This is a genomic window from Stenotrophomonas sp. 99219_Sma (genome assembly GCF_056480785.1).
Map to the genome: position 1 here is coordinate 1,944,701 of NZ_CM151117.1, position 19,639 is coordinate 1,964,339.

The 19,639-nt window shown below is 62.4% G+C and carries 22 protein-coding genes and 2 tRNA genes; 14 read left to right on the forward strand and 10 right to left on the reverse strand.

Going from position 1 to position 19,639, the window contains the following annotated elements; genetic code table 11:
* Window position 1 precedes the first annotated feature (1 nt).
* The 3 genes from ACZK13_RS08955 to ACZK13_RS08965 form a co-directional block, all read right to left on the reverse strand.
* Window positions 2-1,108: a polysaccharide biosynthesis/export family protein gene (locus ACZK13_RS08955; protein ID WP_132809992.1), complete on the reverse strand. Its 1,107-nt coding sequence runs from the start codon at window positions 1,106-1,108 to the stop codon at window positions 2-4.
* Between the two features lie 88 nt (window positions 1,109-1,196).
* Window positions 1,197-1,499: a hypothetical protein gene (locus tag ACZK13_RS08960; RefSeq protein WP_346484661.1), complete on the reverse strand. Its 303-nt coding sequence runs from the start codon at window positions 1,497-1,499 to the stop codon at window positions 1,197-1,199.
* Window positions 1,500-1,608: 109 nt separating this feature from the next.
* On the reverse strand, window positions 1,609-2,199 hold the full coding sequence (locus tag ACZK13_RS08965) for a phosphatase PAP2 family protein (RefSeq protein ID WP_346484660.1): 591 nt from the start codon (window positions 2,197-2,199) through the stop codon (window positions 1,609-1,611).
* 109 nt (window positions 2,200-2,308) lie between these two features.
* Between ACZK13_RS08965 and ACZK13_RS08970 the strand changes: the two genes are divergently transcribed.
* A tRNA-Arg gene (locus ACZK13_RS08970) sits at window positions 2,309-2,385 on the forward strand.
* A 930-nt stretch (window positions 2,386-3,315) separates the two neighbouring features.
* Here the strand turns inward: ACZK13_RS08970 and ACZK13_RS08975 are convergent.
* Window positions 3,316-3,966 (reverse strand): tyrosine-type recombinase/integrase, encoded by a 651-nt coding sequence (locus tag ACZK13_RS08975; RefSeq protein WP_478482463.1) that lies wholly within the window; start codon window positions 3,964-3,966, stop codon window positions 3,316-3,318.
* A gap of 58 nt (window positions 3,967-4,024) precedes the next feature.
* On the opposite strand from ACZK13_RS08975, the gene ACZK13_RS08980 reads away from it, so the two are divergent.
* Window positions 4,025-4,180, forward strand: a complete 156-nt coding sequence (locus ACZK13_RS08980) for a hypothetical protein (RefSeq protein ID WP_295573909.1) — start codon at window positions 4,025-4,027, stop codon at window positions 4,178-4,180.
* A 2-nt stretch (window positions 4,181-4,182) separates the two neighbouring features.
* Window positions 4,183-6,150 (forward strand): hypothetical protein, encoded by a 1,968-nt coding sequence (locus ACZK13_RS08985; RefSeq protein WP_346484657.1) that lies wholly within the window; start codon window positions 4,183-4,185, stop codon window positions 6,148-6,150.
* Here the strand turns inward: ACZK13_RS08985 and ACZK13_RS08990 are convergent.
* Complete coding sequence (locus tag ACZK13_RS08990) at window positions 6,147-6,530, reverse strand: hypothetical protein (protein WP_346484656.1); 384 nt, start codon at window positions 6,528-6,530, stop codon at window positions 6,147-6,149. The genes ACZK13_RS08985 and ACZK13_RS08990 overlap by 4 nt on opposite strands.
* Here ACZK13_RS08990 and ACZK13_RS08995 point away from each other — a divergent pair.
* The 4 genes from ACZK13_RS08995 to ACZK13_RS09010 all read left to right on the forward strand — a co-directional run bounded on the left by ACZK13_RS08995 (window position 6,523) and on the right by ACZK13_RS09010 (window position 8,714).
* On the forward strand, window positions 6,523-6,768 hold the full coding sequence (locus tag ACZK13_RS08995) for a hypothetical protein (RefSeq protein WP_478482464.1): 246 nt from the start codon (window positions 6,523-6,525) through the stop codon (window positions 6,766-6,768). The genes ACZK13_RS08990 and ACZK13_RS08995 overlap by 8 nt on opposite strands.
* 213 nt (window positions 6,769-6,981) lie before the next feature.
* A complete protein-coding gene (locus ACZK13_RS09000) occupies window positions 6,982-7,281 on the forward strand; it encodes a hypothetical protein (RefSeq protein ID WP_346484655.1) in 300 nt (99 codons plus the stop codon).
* A gap of 43 nt (window positions 7,282-7,324) precedes the next feature.
* A complete protein-coding gene (locus ACZK13_RS09005) occupies window positions 7,325-7,969 on the forward strand; it encodes a hypothetical protein (protein WP_478482465.1) in 645 nt (214 codons plus the stop codon).
* Between the two features lie 169 nt (window positions 7,970-8,138).
* Window positions 8,139-8,714: a hypothetical protein gene (locus tag ACZK13_RS09010; RefSeq protein WP_346484653.1), complete on the forward strand. Its 576-nt coding sequence runs from the start codon at window positions 8,139-8,141 to the stop codon at window positions 8,712-8,714.
* A 249-nt stretch (window positions 8,715-8,963) separates the two neighbouring features.
* Here the strand turns inward: ACZK13_RS09010 and ACZK13_RS09015 are convergent, their stop codons facing one another.
* Window positions 8,964-9,362 carry a hypothetical protein gene (locus tag ACZK13_RS09015; RefSeq protein ID WP_346484652.1) on the reverse strand — a complete coding sequence of 133 codons (399 nt, stop codon included), beginning with the start codon at window positions 9,360-9,362 and terminating at the stop codon, window positions 8,964-8,966.
* A gap of 805 nt (window positions 9,363-10,167) precedes the next feature.
* Here ACZK13_RS09015 and ACZK13_RS09020 point away from each other — a divergent pair.
* Both ACZK13_RS09020 and ACZK13_RS09025 read left to right on the forward strand, forming a co-directional pair.
* Complete coding sequence (locus ACZK13_RS09020; protein WP_346484651.1) at window positions 10,168-10,617, forward strand: BLUF domain-containing protein; 450 nt, start codon at window positions 10,168-10,170, stop codon at window positions 10,615-10,617.
* A 744-nt stretch (window positions 10,618-11,361) separates the two neighbouring features.
* Window positions 11,362-11,862 (forward strand): hypothetical protein, encoded by a 501-nt coding sequence (locus ACZK13_RS09025; protein ID WP_346484650.1) that lies wholly within the window; start codon window positions 11,362-11,364, stop codon window positions 11,860-11,862.
* Here ACZK13_RS09025 and ACZK13_RS09030 read toward each other — a convergent pair.
* Window positions 11,856-12,221, reverse strand: coding sequence for a DUF6713 family protein (locus ACZK13_RS09030; RefSeq protein WP_346484649.1), 366 nt, complete (start codon window positions 12,219-12,221; stop codon window positions 11,856-11,858). The genes ACZK13_RS09025 and ACZK13_RS09030 overlap by 7 nt on opposite strands.
* Before the next feature lie 292 nt (window positions 12,222-12,513).
* Between ACZK13_RS09030 and ACZK13_RS09035 the strand changes: the two genes are divergently transcribed.
* Window positions 12,514-12,582, forward strand: a tRNA-Arg gene (locus ACZK13_RS09035).
* A gap of 1,848 nt (window positions 12,583-14,430) precedes the next feature.
* Entirely contained in the window at window positions 14,431-14,895 is a 465-nt protein-coding gene (locus ACZK13_RS09040) for a hypothetical protein (RefSeq protein WP_346484648.1), read from the forward strand.
* A 23-nt stretch (window positions 14,896-14,918) separates the two neighbouring features.
* On the opposite strand, the gene ACZK13_RS09045 is transcribed toward ACZK13_RS09040, so the two are convergent.
* Window positions 14,919-15,914, reverse strand: a complete 996-nt coding sequence (locus tag ACZK13_RS09045; RefSeq protein ID WP_346484647.1) for a dihydrodipicolinate synthase family protein — start codon at window positions 15,912-15,914, stop codon at window positions 14,919-14,921.
* 117 nt (window positions 15,915-16,031) lie between these two features.
* On the opposite strand from ACZK13_RS09045, the gene ACZK13_RS09050 reads away from it, so the two are divergent.
* Complete coding sequence (locus ACZK13_RS09050) at window positions 16,032-16,496, forward strand: GNAT family N-acetyltransferase (RefSeq protein WP_478445878.1); 465 nt, start codon at window positions 16,032-16,034, stop codon at window positions 16,494-16,496.
* Between the two features lie 7 nt (window positions 16,497-16,503).
* Here the strand turns inward: ACZK13_RS09050 and ACZK13_RS09055 are convergent, their stop codons facing one another.
* The gene (locus tag ACZK13_RS09055) at window positions 16,504-17,061 is read right to left on the reverse strand and encodes a GNAT family N-acetyltransferase (protein WP_132809997.1); all 558 of its coding nucleotides are present in this window, start codon (window positions 17,059-17,061) and stop codon (window positions 16,504-16,506) included.
* A gap of 146 nt (window positions 17,062-17,207) precedes the next feature.
* Between ACZK13_RS09055 and ACZK13_RS09060 the strand changes: the two genes are divergently transcribed.
* On the forward strand, window positions 17,208-18,101 hold the full coding sequence (locus tag ACZK13_RS09060) for a helix-turn-helix domain-containing protein (protein WP_293794812.1): 894 nt from the start codon (window positions 17,208-17,210) through the stop codon (window positions 18,099-18,101).
* On the opposite strand, the gene ACZK13_RS09065 is transcribed toward ACZK13_RS09060, so the two are convergent.
* Window positions 18,049-18,879 carry a universal stress protein gene (locus tag ACZK13_RS09065; RefSeq protein ID WP_329914377.1) on the reverse strand — a complete coding sequence of 277 codons (831 nt, stop codon included), beginning with the start codon at window positions 18,877-18,879 and terminating at the stop codon, window positions 18,049-18,051. The genes ACZK13_RS09060 and ACZK13_RS09065 overlap by 53 nt on opposite strands.
* Before the next feature lie 171 nt (window positions 18,880-19,050).
* Between ACZK13_RS09065 and ACZK13_RS09070 the strand changes: the two genes are divergently transcribed.
* A complete protein-coding gene (locus tag ACZK13_RS09070) occupies window positions 19,051-19,617 on the forward strand; it encodes a TetR/AcrR family transcriptional regulator (protein ID WP_049421338.1) in 567 nt (188 codons plus the stop codon).
* Window positions 19,618-19,639: the final 22 nt, after the last annotated feature.

Sequence of the window (19,639 nt, forward strand, 5' to 3'; positions counted from 1 at the left end):
GTTACTTGTCCAGATCGTTGCGCGCGCTGGCAGCGTTGCTGATGATGGCGGTGAAGGGTAGCAGCTGGTTCACGAACCGGCTCCAGCGGGTCACGCCGGCGGCACCGACAAACACGACATCACCAGGCTGCAGGTCGAACTGGCTGGCCACGGCAAATGCAGCGGGTGACTTCGCTTCCAGGTGGAACACCTGCGACGGAGTGCTCTGCAGGTCATTCGAGCCGCGGATCACGTAGACAGCGTTGCCGTTGGAGGTGGTCTGCAACAGGCCGCGCGCTCGGCCAAGTGCCTGGCTCAGGGAAATCTCGCCGGTCTTGAAGTTCAGTGCACCGGGTTGATTGACTTCACCTACCACGAACACTTCCTTGTGATCCAGGTAAGGCACGTAAATATGATCGCCGGCAGCCAGGAACACATTGGTGTCGCCTCCGCCGTTGCGGCCAAGTCGATCCAGGTCGATGGTGTAGGTGGTGCCGTTGCGGGTGAGGCGTACGCCGGAGAGGTCCGCTTGCGTCGGGTCCAGGCCCGCTTGGCTGATGGCATCGCCCAACGTCAAGGGCACGACCGTGAGCGCAACGGTGGCGGGCTGGCGCGAGGCGCCGGTAACCCACACGCGTTGGCTTGCGTACGTCAGTAGTGATACATCCACCTGTGGCGCCTCGATGTAGCGGGCGAGCTTGGATGTCAGCTCTTCACGCAGCTCTGCAGGTGTCTTGCCCGACGCGCTGATCTTGCCGATGTAGGGATAGAACAGTGTTCCATCCGATTGGACGGGGCGGCCGGCAGCATTCAATTGCTGTTGGGGGCCAGCGGGTACCGTCAGTTCGGGATGATCCCATACTGTGATGTAGAGAATGTCGCCCGCACCGATGCGGTAGGGGCCCGGCTGATACTGGGTCAGGGCGGCGGGCAGTGCCGCGACATCGCGAGTGGCGCGCTCCATGGCGATCAGCTTGGGCGTGATCGGAATCAGTTCGATCTGGTCGTTGCCAATGGGCTGATCATCGCGAGCGAAGGTGCTCGAGCGAAGATGCTGGCCTGGCGCCCACATGCAGCCGGTCAGGGTGAGTGCCACCGTCATTGTGGCTACGAAACGCTTGCAGTCCATCGAAATCTGTTCCTGGCCCGATCGGGCATGAAAAAACCCTCGCCGAACTGACGCCCGGCGAGGGCGGGGTGCTACGTCGGCGTGTCGATCAGCGGGTGGTGCCGGTCGTGCCGGTGGTGCCCGTGGTGCCGGTCGGCGGGTTGGTGGTGCCGGTACCGCCGTTGTTGCCCGCGTCATCCTTGCTGCTGTCAGCAGCAACGCTATACAGCACGCCAGCAGCGGCGATGCCCAGACCCACGGTAGCGACGGTGGTCAGGGTGCCGGTGGCGGCAGCGCCAGCAGCTTCAGCGCCAGCAACTTCAGCGCTGGTTTCGGTGGCGACAGGAGCTTCCTGAGCGAACACCGGCGAGGACAGGCCCAGCAGGGCCAGGGCGGCAATCATCTTCTTCATCTACGGGGTCTCCTACTCCGTGAGGGAAATTTTTCCACCGCTATGTTGGCTGCTATTCATTTGCCCTGTCAAGGAACGTGAAGGAAATGTGGGGTCGCCCTGGCGATTCTCAGAAGTGTTGGAAGATCTCAGCCCTGCCGGAGATGAGCTTTGCTAGTGCAATGACGAGTTGGTGCGTGTGGACGTCCGGCAAGGCGAGGGGCAGGACCATTCCCGCGAGCACGGCAGCGACAACAGCCATCGCAGGGGCACGACCGACGGGTGATGCGGCGTGCAGTGCCCACGTGCTGCAGCTCAGTCCAAGTGCCAGCCCGGCAATGACTTCCGAAATGCTATGGGCATGCAGCGGGATTCGTGACCAGGCAATGGCGGTGGCCAACAGCGCGCCGATTACCAGGCCGATCGCCCGTGCGCGCTTGCCGGGGCCGGCAAGCAGTACACCAACGACCGGATAGACGACACTGGACATCGCGGCGTGCCCGGAGAAACCGGTGAAGTGCACGCTCTTGATGCCAATCCCCCAGCCCATGAAGGCCAGCTTTGAGGCAAGCGTGACGCCGGCGGTGACGGCGATGGCCAGCAGCCATCGCCATTTCAGGCGTGCGTCTGCACGGGGCAGGGTGATCAGTAGCACCAGGGCCATCGGCAGCAGCCAGCGGCTGTCGCCGAGGGCGGAGAGGGTTCGCCAGACGTCGGACATCCAGTTCACAACGGGTCGCGGCGGGCCAGCATATCTACTCCGAGGGCTCTGCAGAACGCCCCGCGCTTGGTCCATTCAGCCAGACGAGGTATCCTTTCCCGCTGCCAATGGCCCCGTAGCTCAGCTGGATAGAGCGTCCCCCTCCTAAGGGGAAGGTCGCCCGTTCGAATCGGGCCGGGGTCACCATTAATCAATGGCTTATGGAATTTCATGGCGAGCGACATTGCTCTACATCACCGTGCGTAATCCAGCTTTTGGCACAGTTGGCACAGCTGTTTGAACCATACGTTGTGCTGAAATCCGTACTGAAGGCCCCGCTTCGAGGCCCGGATGACGGTCCTCAATGACCTTGCTGCGTGGCACGGATGAACGCGTCACACAAGATCAGCCAGCAGTTCCGGGATTTCATCGCAGCCCTCGGCGGGGCAGCGGGCCTGATTACTGCATTACTGCGGGCTCAGTTTTTGTACTGGGAATCCTTGCAGGCTGGGCTGTCTTTCAAGAACGGCCGCCGTCTAAACCTTTTTCACCAGGGTCGATCGCTGATGGTCTAGCAGCGCTTGGCGCTCTTGTTGGTGCTGCATCTACCATCTTCATTGCCGTGCTTGCCTCTCGAGAGGTTGCTAGGCGGAAGAAGGAAGCGCTATCAATCTCAGTGTCAATTTCATGCTGGCCTGTGGTGGCGGACATGGAACTGGCCGTCCGTATAAGCAGAATCGTCCCCGAGGGACGGGAGTTCTCTCGCGCCGACATCAAACTACTAACCGAGGTAGCTCAGACCTTCATGACGCATGAAGAGCTAAGGGATTGGGCTTTGGTCTCCGGCCTCCCTGCTGACGTGCTTCAGAGTGTTGCCACTGGTCGCTCTTTGTTGCATCAAGCGAGCGTCCAAGTAAGGCTAATCCGCAGAAATTCTGATCGGGGTGAGGATGTCCCTGCTGTTGAAGTATGGAGCCTTGTAGTGAAGATTGAGGAGGCCGCCGAGAAATTGCGCTACGCGGCGGACTACCTACACCAACAGATCGGGGGCCGGGATGTCCCGCCTTGGCGAAGCTGGGTAGGTACAAGGGACATGAGAACGATCCAGAGAGAGTTGACTCGTCGTTATCACAAGATCTAAAACACCAATCGTTTCACCGCTTGGTCGTCCCCGTCTGGAGTGAGATGCGCGTAGTACTTCTCTGTTGTTGCATAGTCTGCGTGCCCAGCAAGGACTTGCACGCGACGAAGTGGAACACCTGCCATCACCATATGAGCGCAGAAAGTATGGCGTAGCCTGTGAAGGTGACCGCCCACTCCAGCAAGCTCACAGTCCTTCTTGAACCAGTCAGACAGGGTGTCCTTATGCACCGTGACGATCGGGTCGGGCAAGCGGCGCAGTGCCCACCTGGCATAGCGGTTCAGAGGAACCTCCCGCCACTTTCCTGACTTTGTCCGGCCTTCGCCGTTCTCGTCCGGATCGCTTTCCACGAGGAGGCGCCCGGCGACGACTGAGCTCTTCTCCAGGCCGATGATCTCTCCCCGCCGCAGTCCGGTGTGGGCCATAAAGAGCCAGAGCTGCGCCCGCGCGGGGTTCGCGCGATACAGCCGGCGCATCGCCGCCCGGTCATAGAACTTGACGGCCACGCTCCGCACGCCGCGCGGTGCCTTCACGGAGGCCAGCGGGTTCACGTCCAGCTCTTTCCACTCGACGCCGCGATTGAACACCGCCATCAGCCGTCGAATCTCCTTCCCCACTGTTTCCTTTTCGGAGTTGCGGGCCACCATGTCACGGCGCGAGTTCCTGGAATGGTGGGAGTTCCATAAGCGGAACCCCATTGACCCCGTGAGCCTGCACATCAAGCCCGCTGCCTTCGCCGCGTACATCACCGCCTCGCACAGCCAGGGCGGGACCAAGCGCTCCTTTCAGCACTACCTCGACGCCCTCGTGCCACGGTCCGATGAGGACGAGGCGCAGGACTGGTTCGACGGACTGGGATGACCATGACCGACACATTCGGGCGGTTCGCCGCCACGCCCATTGGCCCGGTACTCGCTGCGCGAGATGGCGGGCTCACCCTGGCCACCACCGGCGCCACCACGCTGGCCAGCCACGCGCGTTCCGACTTCAGCCTTGATGCCGGGACGGTGGGCGTGGAGTTTGCCGTGTGGGGTGATGACGCCGTTGCAGCACTCGTAGGATTCGCCACCGGTCCAGCAGCGCTGAACAAGGCGCTGGGTGCAGACCTTGCCAGTATCGGTTGGGACCTCGCCGCCGGGAGGCTGCTGCAGGCAGGCGGTGCGATCGCGACGGGCCTTCCGACAGCGACCCATGGCGACATTGTCGGGCTGCAGGTGGTCTTCGGGGCACCGCGCCAGATCCGGCTCTACCTCAACGGCGCGCAGATCCTGGTGCGCGAGCTGCAGCTGTCCGGGCCACTGTTCTTCGCCGCTTCGCTGGGCGCATCGAAGGCTGGCGGGCTCTGCCTGGCTGTCAACGCCGGCCAGTGGGGGCCGCGAAGCGAGGCCGCGGCTGCAGGCTGGCGGTTGCCCACGGCATCCGTCAGCCCGACCCGGTTGGCCGACGTGGACTGGCTGTCCGCACCCGGCGACAGCCCGGCGAATGCCCGTTACGAGGGATTGGTGGCCGAGGGCGTGAACCTGATCCAGGAACTGGCGTTCTGGCCGTGGGGTGGTGATCCGGTGTCCCAGGCAGCGGCTGCCGAGTGCGTCGTGGTCGATGCGGAAGGTTTGCTGGACGGGATGGCGGGCACCGGTGCCTCTGGCAGTTCGGTGCAGATCCTGCTGGCACCCGAGAGCGGGATGCGGGCCGACGCGGTCCCGGCTTTCCGTTGCGCGATCGAACAGATCGAGATCAACGACGATGGCACCAAGACACTGCACCTGCGCGATGCGCACGACTACCTGGACGAGACGATCAACCGGGGCGTGTTTCTGCCGAATGTCGCGTCATTGGCATGGAAGCCACAGCCGGTGGTGATCGGCGCGGTGGCCAGCATCCCTGCCATGGGCGCCAATTCGGACGCAACATCGATGTTCGTCGCTGACAGCCGGGTCTACGTCAATGCGGTGATGGACCGCGGCGACTTGATGGAGATCACCACCTACAACGAGGCCCCGGACGGGCAACAGCTGCTGCTGAAGTCGCCACCGGTGACGCCGGTGGTGGTTGACGCCTCCAGCATCGGCGCGGGCATGATGCCGGCACGGCTGGAGCAGGCGGTGGGTGATGTGATGGCCCGGTTGGGCCGAGCGGCGTGGTCGACCAGCGACTGCGCGGTGATCGACCAAGCCACGGGTTACATGGGGATCGGCTACTACGCAGGCACGGCCATCACGGGCCGCGCGGCGCTGAACTCGCTCCTGCCCAGCTACGGCGCCGGCTGCTATCAGGATCCTGCTGGCGTGTTGCGCTTTGTCCGCGTGACCGCGCCCGAGGCACATGCCGGTGCGTTCGCCTTCGACCTGTCGGAGGATGATCTGGCGGCTGATCTGGTCATGGTGCCCGATGACGCTCCCAACCTGACCCGACGCGTGGCCTACCGACCCAACGGCCAGGCGCTGGGCGCATCGGACCTGGTCACCGACGTTGTCGACGTGCCCCAGTCACGGCGCGATGAGCTGACCGGCCTCTACCGGGGGCAGGTGTATGGTGCTGGTGCGCTGCACGCCCACTACCAGCGGGCCGAGGCTGCGGACCCGGTCATCTCGTTGTTCTGGCACGCGGCCGATGCGCAGCAAGAGATTGAGCGCGTCTCGGGCATGTACCAGGTGCAGCGCCACTTCTACCAGCTCGCGGTCCGTGGTGATCAGGATCTTGCGCCGCTGCCCGGGCAGATCGGCCGGCTTACCTACGGTCGATACGGCCTTGAGGACGGCAAGCCGGTGCTGGTGCGTCGGGTAGAACGCAACCCTGCCACGGGGGACGTGGTGCTGACGGTGTGGGGCTAAGCCCCCTCCCTGATCATGTCCTCCAGCTGGCTTGCCAGATAGGCAATGTCGACCGATGGGTTGTATAGCCCACTGGTCCACTGGGACGGTGGTGCATTCGTCCGCAGCGAGAAGTTGGCGGATGCCTTCCTAACCGCTGGTTCGTAGAACGCGTCTTCCAGCCTGGTGAGCCGACGCTTGGAGCCATCGATCGTCCCTGTGGATGCGCGTTGCTTGAGGTGGGCTTTCAGCTCAATCAGGCGCTGTCGGTACTGATCGAGTTCATCCGCACTCAATGCTCGGTGGCGATCGCCTGCGTCAGCCAGTTCCTCAAACTCTGCATGCACTCGCTGCAGCTCGGCCAGCAAGCGCTGCGCCTCTTGGAGATTAAAAGTGTCCATTCAATTCGATCCTGAAAGCGGCCTCGTCCGTGTTGAAATCAGTGTGCGCGGAGGGGAGGCCGACGATCTCAACCGGTACTTGGCCTCCGGCGCGCTGCACACGCTGGAGTCTATTGCCGGATTGGATCAGGGACCTGTGAGACGACGGCTGATCGACTGCTTGGGGCGGCAGGTTCGGTCGCTGAAGCGAAACGAGGATGAAGTTCGCGCAGCGAAGAAGGCAGGGGCCCCGTGCTGATCGGATACGGCATGCCGGCCGTTGCGACGGTCACCCTCACGGGAGCCACGTGGCTCAGCGCGGATCAGGGCTCGGCACTCTTCGACGGCAAGCCCGGCAGGGCCTCGCGGATCCGGCGAACAAGCTCGCTGGCGATCACGTTTACCCTGGTCGCAATAGCAAATGGCGGGAGGCGCAAGCGCCCTCCCGCCAATCACTAGAGGAGTAGAGCGCATGCCTGCGGGCATTCAGACCTTCAATCTCGACGGATCGCTGGAGATTGATTACACCACCCGCTTGGGGCTGTTCATTGGCACGGTTCAGACCGACGCCGTGCACGGGAACTCGACCTGGGTGGGGCCACTGCCACCAGGGGATTTCCTCTTCTACGTGGTGCCGCCTCCGGCGCAGCCTGGCCGTACACCGAGTGTTTGGTATTCAGATGGCCGGGTGTACTGGGGCACTGATGTGGATGCCAACGGGCAGCCGGCCTTTTCCCTGGTTCCGGCAACTGTCCTTTACGGGGTTCACTGAAATGCTAGTAGGAGGGTTTGAGGCATACACCCCGTCCGGAACGGTGCAGGTCCGAAGTGACCTGCTCAACTTCCATCTACGTCACAAGTTCGATATCAACGAAGCTGGCGCCGTTGCGTACGAGGTGTCGGGGATCGTAGTAACCCGGTTCGTCACCCGTGACTTCCAGGCCAAGAGCCCAGTGGTTGCGGTCACCGGTCCGAACAACAACTTCGGGCTCAGCGTTATTCTGACCAATCTCGGTGGCAACAACTGGCGAGTGTCAGCCTACACTGGCTCATCGTTTGTGTTCGGTACGGTGTGGGTATACGACTCGGTTGTGACGGGAACGCCGGGCAAGACCGGCATCGAGGTCTACCGAGAGCACACCGGCGAGCTGGCTTTCGCTTCCTGGGCGAAGCCCCTACGCATAATGGGCGTGACGACTGCCCCGTTCGGGGCGGCAGAGGGCGCCTACATGCAGGTCCCGGCTGGTCGGCGCTACGCGGTGATCTCGTCTCGTTCGTGTCAGCGGATTGAGCGCGGCGTGGGCTTCCGGCTGACCGGGCCGCAGGGGGATGGGACCGGTGCAGCGGGTTCGGGGCGCTTCTACTATGCCGGCGCCACTGCCCTGATCCCGCAGTCCGACAATGCGACACAGTTCAGCGCATCCGGGCACTTCGTGCTGATCGATGTAACCGGCCATTGATTGTCGCTCTCATGCCTCCGCAAACCATGCAGCATCAGTCGGAAGCCACCTGGTGCGAGACGCAGGTTAGATTCAATGCCAACCGTTCATTCGCTAATTGAAATTGATCGATTTGAACTTTGTCACTTTGTGGACTCGCTGCTCTGGATACGATCAAAGGGCGAGCAAGATGTTCGCGATTGAAGAAATGGAGCATTTCGTGAAATCGAGTCTTCTGAGTATTTCTTTGCTTCTCACAATTGGTGGCGCGTCCGTCGCCCATGCAAGCGGGACTGACCTGGCATCCGTGGCGAATGCGGCGGTGCAGATGGATCCCAGTCTTGCTGTGCCGGCTGGTGTCACGCTGGCAGAACTCCACCGCATCTACCAAGGCAAGAACAACACCCACAGAATTCTTCACTACGATATTGCCTCGTGGGTGCGTTCGGGCTGGATGGACGAAGGGGTCATCGGGTTTATCTCCACGACACCCTTTGAGAACAGTCACCCGATTAGGGAGTGTTTCAGTCACACCCCATGGGATGGCTTCACCTCAAAGGACATGAATTGTGAGGGACAAGTCATTCCTCCCAATCAAGGGCCGATCGGCTATGTATCGTCGGTGCAGCTGCCAGGAACCGCACCACTGTATCGATGCGCTTACACGTGGAAGGGAAAGCTCCGTCATTTCGACACCCGCGATATCGGCTGCGAAGGCATCTCGGGCGCTCACAACGACGGGCCGCAAGGCTACGTCTTCATGTGATTGAGGGGCCGCCTAGCCGCTGGCTGGGCGGCTCACCTTACAGGCAAAAGCAATTCCTCGCTGTTGTTCCGCGGCGTGTTGACCGCGCGGCTGACGCGGTAGGCCTCTATCGCGCAACTCCGAGGGCAGGCGCGGCTACATGGCGTCCATGCGCTTGTTCCATCCAGATCACGAGCTAGATTCTGATCAGATCGAGCGCCGAATGGGTCATCTTGGAAGATGAATCCAACGGCGCTCACGATGGAAATATTAGGCGCTCTCCATCGGGGTCAGCAGATCGTTCGCGAGTCGGACAGCTTCGTCCATGGTGATAGCCATCATCATCGGATATCCCCAGAACTTTTCATAAATTGCGGCGAAGGCCTTAGTGGCGACGCGCTTTGCGGTGCTGGGCTCAATGTAGATCGCAGCTTTAACATAAGACCGCAGCTCGGCCTTGTTCCGCTTCATCCAGAGCGAGACCTGTTTTCGTTCTTCTGGTGATTCTTCGTGGTTGCTGCGATCCAGTCCTTCATCATTAATGAGGACGAATGGCTGCTTGCGTGCAAGCAATTGCTCGAACTCTTCGAACGGTGAGAGGCCCGGCGAATTGCTGGGAGCCTTGAAGCGCATCCAGACGATTGGAAAGTCGAGAGCATCGAGTTGCATGTTCTTCTCCTATGATGGTGGAGCACAATCGAAACGCTTGACTTGCCTGGAGGCTTTGGCTGGCTGGGGTGCGAGAGTGCTGGCTACTACAGTAGCCTCACGTGTCGTGGCCTTGTTTCATCAGAAGGTAGAATAAGTTCAAATTTGGGCCAAGGTTACAGTGTAACAAAAGCTGCCGACCAGTCTAAGGGAGCTATCGACAAGCTGGGCAGTGCAGGAATCGGATGCATTCAAGCAGATGTGCCGGTAAGTGGCCGGCGAACATCTGCTGATAGGCTTCTTCCAGAAGGGAGAGACGGTCGCGAAGGACCTGGGGCCCATCTGGCGATTGGGGGGGGGCTCGAAGGGTCGGCCGCTCGTGCCGCAGATCAGGCGGGCATCGTAAGGGGCATCGTAGGCTCCAACACTTGGTCGCATTCGACCAAGCGGGCGTTGCTGACTGCCTGACGCTCGCCGCATCCAGCGCAAGCGAGCAGGGTTCCTCCCGGCATTGTCTGCAGGTCCGGAGCGCTTGAATGGGTGACATGTCTGCACTGGTTGCAGCGGACAGTAATTGCACTTACGTGCTTCAACTTGCCCAGCTCGTCGCGGTCCGCGTCGAGGTCGATAACGTGAAAAAGGCCTGTATCTGGCATTGCTAACTACCGGAAAATTTTGCGCATGCTGCGCTTTGTGGTGCCTGCATCTTGTGACGAAGGTCCGAATTCAGCAACACCCGAACCTGACGCGTTCAGAACGATCCAACGACCTCACGCTCACATGAGCCCGCTGCTGCTACGGTGGTCCTTCATCAAGGAGGTGCGCAATGCCCATCAGGGCGGTTGTATATGTGAGCGGCGCCGGAGAGGGAATCGCCGGCGACAAGCTGGGCCTATCCAACGGAAAGCTGGATCAGATCGTGGATGACGCGGCCCGGTTCAACCGTAATGCTGGGGTTACGGGGGTGCTCCTCTTCGATGGCGGACGCTTCCTCCAATACATGGAGGGGCCAGAGGACGGATTGGCAGTGGCCTACTCCAGGGTTCTGGGTGCCACCAGCCACAACGGCATTGTGGAGCTGCAGCGGGGCAGGGTGGGGCAACGCCGCCTGCCGTTCTGGCCCATGAAATGGCTGCCAGTTGAGCCCGAGGAGCTTAAGCGCGCGGCCCATGCGGACTGGACCCGGTTCAATCAGCGCGGCGATGCCCAGGCCGCCTATGCGACCGCGATGGATCTGTTGGTCGCGTTAGTTGAGCCGTACGCCATCGCAGCCTAGCGCTTGCTGCTTGGCTCGCCGATTTGCTCGGTCAGAACCATCAGCGATTGCTCAAATGCGGCGGCGAAGAGATCGCCGCCATCGTGCTTGTGCTTCGCCGCGATGCTGGGAAGTAGGCGTAACCAGGTGTCGGTCAGCTGCTCGGGCGCCGGGTGGGTCAGTACACAAAACCCTCAGCGCGTACTCCGTTGCTTTCAAATAGCCGCGATGAACCTCGATCGCAACTTCGCAGGAGTGGAGGCGGTCCCGCAGTTCGGAGATGCCATCGGTCATTTTGGGTCCTCGATGTCGAGTGGATCGTCGGGCTTGGGGTCGAAGAGCGCCAGAAGTCGTTCGCGACGGCACTGCTCTAGCCAGTGATGCCAGATCTCCATTTCGTCCATCAATCCTGTCGTTCCGCAAGCAGGGCACGTAAGCGTGGTTCCCGTTCGATCCTTTTGAAAGCCTGCACCCTCAGTCATCGACGACCTGAGCCCACAGCTTTTACAGGTTGATCGCACCTGCTCCAATCGGATGATTGCGCCATTGGGCGCAAGCAGGGGCAGGATCGAATGGATCCTGAAAGCGTTGGGAGGGTGCATAGCCGTGCCGCTGGAGGGCTGGACACGGGAGCAAAGGATTCTGCACCGGAGAAGAGCCGCGAGACCCTACTGTGCTCGCCCTAAAGTGAACGCTTCATCACAGCGGGCTGAGCGGTGGTGTGCCTTCTCAGGATCTGCGACGGCCGGTCGTATCCTTCCAGCCATGTATTCCTCCGCCGGCTTCCGCACCGCCCCGATCCCCTCTGGCTGGGTCCAGACGGGTGAGCGCTGGGCGCTCTCGTACAACGGCCGCGAGACGGCCGGCGTCGAACCCGATGGCGGCCCTGGGGTGCGCCTATGGCTAGAAGGCCACAAGTTTTGGGAAGTAAAGGAAGTGCGCGCGGCCAACGCCCGGCAGGCGAAGCGGTACGCCGAGCGCTGGTGTGCGGCTAGGCTCTATCCCGATCTGCCCCTGCGCCAGGCTGTCGCCCGGCTGACCGACAGCACCCCGACCCAGCCGCCGCCGCCACTGCCCGGCCTGCCGCCAACCCGCGAGCAGCAGCAACAGGCCCGGCGCCTTGCCGAGGCCGGGCGGTCGGAACTGGCGCGAATCAAGGAGGCGCTGGAGCCGCGCCGACCGCCGAAGGAGACCAAGCCCAGGGCGAGGGATCCCATGAAGGCGTGGGTCAGGGCGGGGCGGGCGCAGCTCCGGGGCGGTTACTGACCAATGGCCGGTTTCCGGCTGCTCAGCAGCAGGCCGACGCCGGTAACGAGACATGCGGCTAGGGCTGCGATGGACAGAGGGAGATGGAATTCCTCGCGGCCAGCAATGGCAAACGCAACGTGGATTACCGCTGTGCCGGCACCGACTATCCCGCACAGGCGGGCATACGCTCGCGCGGATGGCTTGGCCAGCGCGACTTGGCGATACCCGTGCAGCAGGGCGCCCACAGCGGCCAGGTTGAAGATCAGGAACCCTTGGATGCCCCCAGGGACCCGGAACATGTTCCATTCGTGCCAGAACGCGGCGTCGATCTGGTGCAGGATCAAGGCCAGCAGTGTTGCCAGATACCACCGTTCCATGGGGCTTCCCGTCCAAAGGTGCGCGAATTCTAGCAGCGGGGCTCGGTTATGCAGAGCAGGGAGGCGCAGCGGGTCAAGGAAGCGCTGGAGCCGGCCAAGCCGCCGGCGACCAAGCTCCGCCCGAGGGACGCGCGCAAGGCGTGGGTGAGGGCAGGGCTGGAGCAGATGCGGGGGGGCTGAAAGATCCGACTACGCTCCGCCATGGCTGGGGATACTGCGTTTTACAGCGCTTGTGGCCCCCCGGCGGCGCGTAATCTGGCACAGCTTTGGCACAGATCGCACCAAGAGCATTGACGGATATAGCCGGATCGCCCCCCTCCTAAGGGGAAGGTCGCCCGTTCGAATCGGGCCGGGGTCACCATGAATCAATGGCTTGCGGCATTTGGCAGGCTTGCGAGAGTGTCTTGAAGCGCCAGTTGGTCCCACAGGTGAATGCGGGCTCTGCGCGGAAGTTCGCTACGCTGATGCTGTGGGCCTCTGCTCATTTCAGGCGGCCCGCAGCTTGCTGCTGTGGTCATTCATCCCGGCTTTTGTCGCGGAGCGCGAGGAATGCGGTGATTGCGCTTGCAGCGACGCCGAGCAAGAAGCCGAGGACCATTCCGTCGAACCAACTCAAGCTCGCCACGTTGCCCCCATGCAAAGACTGATGCGCGAACAGCGTTCTGCTGCTTGTGTTGTACTGCGAAGGGGCAAAGGTATGGTCCCGGGCTTTCGCCGACCTTACAGAGAACAATTCGCATCTTGGTGTTGCGAATCCCGGGTGATCTGCAGCAACAGATCTTCGCGGTTGTTCCAGGGCGCGTTCACCGCGCGGCTGACGCGGTAGGCCTCCATCACGTATCCAGAACGGCACTGCGGCCAGGTGGCTGCCGTGTGCTGCTTCGCCCAGGTCACTACCTCCTACCAGAAGCTGGTCCGCATGACCGACCAAAAAGCAAGGTTCCCGCGCGAACGAGCGCTTGCTTGGCGTTGAGGTTTTCCAAGAACCAAGCTGTGCTACTTCACGATAGTAATTGGCACATATGCCGGTGAGTGAGCCTTAACCCAATTCAAGACCGAAGTGGCTTCGACGGACCCGCCGGTTGCGCGTGAGTAGTGCCGCGCTGTCGCCCAGTCCGAACGATTCGGGCAGATCGTTGCTGCGTTCGCGGGATCTGCAATCGCCGGTCGTATCCTTCCGGCCTTGCCTCCTAGGCACAGCAACCAATCCTTCTGCACGGCTCCCGTTCCCTCTGGCCGGGCCAGTTGGGCGACATCTGGGTGCTGTGGCGAGTCGGAAAAGGCTTCGACCTTCGCGGCATTCAAGAGCTGGGGTTACTCCGAGCGGACACCACACAGGGTGATGGCCTCGATGTAGCGAGCCTGTCGACGCTTCAGGAACTTACTGTAGAACTTGATCTCGCTCCCCCCTCCGGTTTGGGGGGTGATCTCAACAAACTCCGCCGGGACCCCGCCATTGGAGGTCGACACGGAGTAGCCATTGGCACGGGGCTCAATCACGTACTGCCATCGCGATCCTCCGATGCTCACCTCTCCCCATGCATCGCGGACACAAGTAGCGGCAGCCAAGGGCTCTTGATTGGACGAGAATGCTGCTGCAGGTCCAGTACTTCGCATGTCGCCAACGGAGGTGCAGGCAGTCAGCAGCAGAAGTGTGATTCCGGTTGTTGCCATCCCGAGGTGTAGAGTCATTCCGTGCATGCAGCAGCTCCATTGGAAGTGAGGAACTGTGACGCAATCATGAGAGGGCTACAACAGTGTAGTCGTGAGGTCGGTCTGCTGCCGGCAGTGATCTCGCCCGTGGCAAAGGAGCCGATGGGGCCGTGGGTGAGGGCGGAGCAGTAGTAGATGCAGCCCAGTGTTTGAGCAGAATGGCCCCGAGCCGGTCCTATCCACTTCATAAGCCATTGATTGAACGCGCAGAGAGATCCCCGCTTTAAGGAAGGGTCGCCCGTTCGAATCGGGCTGGGGTTATCGGACTCAGGACGTTGGAACTCGCTTTTCAGGGTAGTGCCGGTTTGGCGCATCCCCGTCGCACAGAAACTCGACGCACTGCAAGAGGCAGCGATCATGGCTGCATGATGCCGCACATGTTGGTCATGAGATAAGGCTAAAGCACCTCCCGCAAGCCCGCTGCATATGCTGAAAACGGCGCGCATTGAGTTACCATCCGTTCTCGCCACATGGAGGAACGGATATGCGGAATCGGATGCTGATCATCCTGTTGATGGGCGGTCTCGCTGGCTGTTCTCCCAGCAAGGAGGAGCTTGAAAAACAGAAGGCTGAGGCAGTCAGGGTCGCGGTTGAGGCAGGTGTTCGCAAGGCGTTGAAAGATCCTGATTCGGCAAGGATCACGATTCGCCAAGTGTTTTCACTCTACGACGGTACGATCGCTTGCGGAACGGTGAACGCAAAAAACAGCTTCGGCGGCTACACGGGCGACATGACATTCGACATCGGCATCAATGCTGATGGAAGCCCCACCGCGCCGACCATTGCGAATGATGAAATGAGCAATGCTGTGTTCGCAGCCATGTGCGATTTCCAGAAGGAGTATGCTGCACGCCCTGGAAATGCTGGAAAGCCCTCAACGCCAGACCAGAGAAAGCAGCTCATCACTGCGTATGAAAAGCGGGTGCGAGAGGTGGTTCAAGAAGTGGCCTCCAGAAGGTAGAATGCACGCGTTTGGATCAGCTGCTAACCCACCGTGAGGAGGGTTATCTGTTCCTCCGGAGGATGCCGGTCGGCCGTTGGAATCAGACCGAGGTCCCCGCCACCGCATGCCACATACTCGCCGGGCTTATACAACAACCCCAGCCCGCCCAGCACCGCCGCCACCTCCTCGCGCTCGCCACCACGCAGCCCCTGCAACGGCAGCGGCAGGCAGTCCTCGCCGCACAGTCCCAGCAGTGCCGCCGCGCAGGCCATGACGCGAATCCCGCCGAACCGCTCATATAGGGACCACAGCGGCGCCAGCCGCGCAGACAGGGCAATAGCACCCTCTTCATCGTCACTACCCACGGCCCGCATGATCTGCAGCGCAACCTCGGGGAACAGTCCGGCGGTCACCGAATACCAGCCGTCACCCCCCGCCAGCAGCCCTCGCACCGCCGAGGCGTCACCACTGACGCCCAGCGTCACATGCGCGGGAACGCATGCACGGAGTGCAGCAACGCGCGCGTCAGCCTCGACGGGATCATCAGCAAGGCGCGGAATCTTGATCGAAGCGATGTTCGGCAGCGCCGCAATCCGGCCGTGCAGTGCATCGGTAAAGCGGAAATGCGTGGTGCCCGGATTGTCGTAGACGCAGATTGGCGTGCGGACCGCTGCGCATATTGTTTCGAACAGTGCTTGCACCTCATGGTCCTTCAGGGGCTGGTAAGACACGGGGGCGAGCAGCAGGCCTGCAGCACCTGCATCCTCGGCGTCCAGGGCCAGCTCCAGCACATCGCGGGTACGCAGTGCACCGATGCCGGCGATGACCGGTACGCCTCCTGCGTGCGCCAGGGCTTCGCGCAGCACGCGCTTGCGCTCGTGCTTCTCCAGATAGGCGTAGCTGCCAGTGGAGCCAAGCACGCCCATCGAATCAACACCGGAATCGGCCAGGCGCTCGATCAGTCCGGCAAACGCACGAAAGTCGATGCCGGCTTCAGAGAGCGGGGTCAGTGGAAACGCGCTGAGGCCTTTGAACATGGGATCTCCCGAAGGGGGAATGGGCTGGACGCCTGGAATTGTTTATTGTCCTATGACAAAACTCAAGTGTCGACACGCAGCGTGTCTAATCGCCACGAATGACGCACCATGCGGGTCATGAAACCAAACCTTTGCGCCGTCCAGCCTTCCCACTACGCCACCATTGCCGATTGGCTTGATTCCGCCGAGGTCACCCAGCGCTGGGCGGGCCCCGGCGTGCCGTTCCCCTTGCCGCCGGAACGGTTCGCGCAGGTGCTCGAACTCGGGCCGAGGCCTGGCTGGGCGCTGCTGGACGAGCAGGGCCAGTGCCTGGGCTTTGGCCAGTACTGGACGACCGACGCCGGCACCGCGCACCTGGGCCGCATCATTGTTTCCCCGCTGGCACGCGGGCGCGGCCTTGGCCGGCTGCTCATGCAGGCCTTGAGTGCACAGGCCATGCGCGAAGCCGGTGTGCAGCGCCTCACGTTGCGCGTCTATCGTGACAACACCGCTGCCGTGGCCCTGTATCGCGACCTCGGCTTCCAGCAGGTTGATGCGTCCTCGACGCCGGAACTTCTGTTCATGCAGCGCACGTCGGCCTGAACTTCGCTCATGCTGGCAAGGTGGCCTGCAGGGCAAACCATTGCTCGCGGGTGATGCGGCTGATGTGCTCGGTGCGGTAGTCGCCGAGGAAGCTGTTGAACTTGTTCACTTCGGTATGGTGATGCTGGAAACCGCATTTGCTCTGTGCGCTGAGCGATTGCAGGTTGTCAGCGAAGTAGCCGCACCACAGTGCGTCCAGTTCCAGCTGCATGAAGGCGTGCCGCATCACTTCGCGCACCGCTTCGGGCACCAGTCCGCGGCCCCAGTACGGAACGCCGATCCAGTAGGCGATCTCACCCTCTCGATCGCTGATCTCGAAGTTGCTGTCGGTGCCGATCAGGATGCCGACACAGCCGATCGCGTGGCCGTCCTCGCGGCTCTGCAGCGCGTAGACCTCTGGCCGGTTGAAGACGGTGCGGATGATTTCGGTACTTTCCTCAACGCTGGTGTGCACCGGCCAGCCGGCGATGGGGCCCACGCGCGGGTCGCGGGCGTACTCGTACAGATCGGCAGCGTCGGTGTCGCGCCAGGGGCGAAGGATCAAGCGTTCGGTGTGCAGCTGCATGTCAATTCCACGGGAACAAAGAGAGTGCACAGGCTAGGTCGCCAGGCGCGATCGGCCCAGAGCGGGACCTTGATGGTTTCGGTACTTTTCACAACGGGTGGCCGAGCCCGGGTATGCTGGGGCCCGGAATACAGCCGGATCGGCCCATGGACCGCGTACCCCAGCTCCTGGACCAGGACGAATCCATGCGCCTGGAGGTCAGTACGCTGGCCGAAGGGCAAGGCGTCCCGTTGTCGTTCGGCCACGCTTATCTGGCGCTGCTGGTATGCGTATCGGGGCGCGCACGCTTTGCACTGAACTTCCGCGAGGTAGCGGTGCAGCGGCACGATGTGCTGGTGCTGGCAGAGGACACGCTGGCGCTGCTGCGGCAGCGCTCACGCGGCTTTCTGGCGGTGGTCTGCCTGATGCCCAAGGCGCTGGCATCGGAGGTGGCCTATGTGCTTCCCAATGCACTGTTCAAGTTCCTGCACGATCAGCCCCACTGCGTGCCGTCGCCGCTGGACGTGCCGCTGCTGCAGGGCTGGCTGCAGCAGTTGATGGATGCGCAGCACAATGGCGGCCGCTATCGTCACGTGATGCTGCGCAACCTGCTGCAGACGTTCTTCCTCAAATTCGCAACGCTGTTGCCGGCGCGCAGTGTGGCCGTGGCGCAGGTCAGCCGACGCGAGCGCTTGGCCTGGAATTTCTGGGAACTGGTCGGTGAGCGCAGCACGCGCCAGCGCGACGTGCAGTCCTATGCCGACGCGCTGTGCATCACCCCGTTCTATCTTTCGCAGCTGACCCGCGAGTGCTTCGACGAAACGCCAAAGGCGTTGATTGATCGCCAGGTGGTGCTGGAAATCAAGGCGCTGCTGACCTACAGCGAATTGCCGATCGGTCGTATCGCCGAGCGACTGTGCTTCGAGGATGCGTCCTACCTGTGCCGCTACTTCCGGCGGCACACCGGGCAGTCGCTGACCGGCTATCGCCGGGCAGGGCAGGGCGGTACTAGTGCGACACGAACAAGGGCGCCGGTACTTCGGCCAGCAGATCCTCGGTGACCCCGCCGAGCACACGCTCGACCACCCGGCTGCGGCTGTAGGGGCCCAGCACCAGCAGGTCGGCGTCGGCATCGAGCACGTGCTGGCGGATGGTCGCGGCAACGCCGCCCTGGCTTGAACTGATCGCCTGGATCTCTACTTCGACGCCGTGCCGCGCCAGGTGCTGGGCCATCTCGGCGCCAGGTGTGGCCTCGGCCCTGGGCGTGTCGACCATCAGCAGGTGCACCGCTTTTGCACGTGCGAGCAACGGCAGCGCATCGGCTACCGCACGGCGTGCCTGCTTGCTGGCATTCCAGGCCACCACGATGCGATGGCCGACCTGGTCGCCATGCCAATGCGGTGGCACCAGCAGCATCGGCACGCCGGTCTGGCGCAGCGTTCCCAGCGGGTGCCAGCCAGAAGGGGCGCCGGGAGTACGCGGATAGCCGGCGATGATCAGGTCGCAGTACAGCGACTGCAGGGCCAGGTCGGCGCCGCCCAGATAGTCCGAGACGATGCGCAGTTCGGTGCTGATCTGCAGTGGCTCGGACACGGCACGCAGGTTCTGCATCAGCTGTGCGGTGCAGGCGGCATCCGCGCGCGCCTCGTGGTCGAGCGCGGCGGCGATGCCGGCACCGCGCGCAAAGCCGTTGGCGATGTCGGTGGGATGCTGGGCGGTGGAGACCGCGACCAGATGGGCCTGCTGTGCCTGCGCCAGATGGGCGGCGATGTTGAGAACGCGGTCCCCGGTGTCGCTGGCGTCGAACAGCACAGCGATATCGCGTAGTGGATGCAGCATGGCGTTGTCTCCTTCGATGCCTGTGACGCGTTCCCTGCCGTGCACCGACCCGGGTGCACCGGACGCATCCCTGTTTTAGCGCACCGGTGATCCGAATGAATCATCTTTGATTCAGTTTATTAATTGGTGATTCATGCTAGCGTGAGGGCGAACCCATACCTCAGCGCTTTCATGCGACCTGCCGCAGCACGCACCCGCCGCGACCTGCCCCATGCGCTGGCGGCCACCCTGGTCAGCCATCCACGCTGCACCCTCAGCGAACTCGCGCGCGGGGCCGGTATCAGCCGCGCGACCCTGTACCGGTTTGCGCCCACCCGGGAGGCGATCGACGAGGCACTGTTCGCGGCCGGCTTCGAGCGCGTGGAAGCGGCGGCGGTCTGGTTCGATGAGGGCGGTGATGCACACCACGTGCTGGAGCAGGTCACCGCCACGCTGCTGGCGGACTGGGAACTGGTAACGCTGCTGTTCGCGCGGATGATGGAAGAGCAGCAGCGCCAGGGTGACCTGCATCTGCTGCCGGAGCGCTGGGCGCCGATCGGCGAGCGCTTCGAGGCCTTTTTCCTGAGAGGTCAGGCGGCCGGAGAGTTCAACGTCGGTTTCACCGCAGTGTGGCTCGCGGACTTCTACTGGACCTGCTTCTACGGCATCACCTGGTCACTGGCGCGCGGTCGGCTGGCGCCGGCAGCGGCAGCCTCTACGCTGCTGGCTTCGTTCCAGCGGGGGGCGATGACGGGTTGACCGCAGGGCCCTGCTGCCGGGG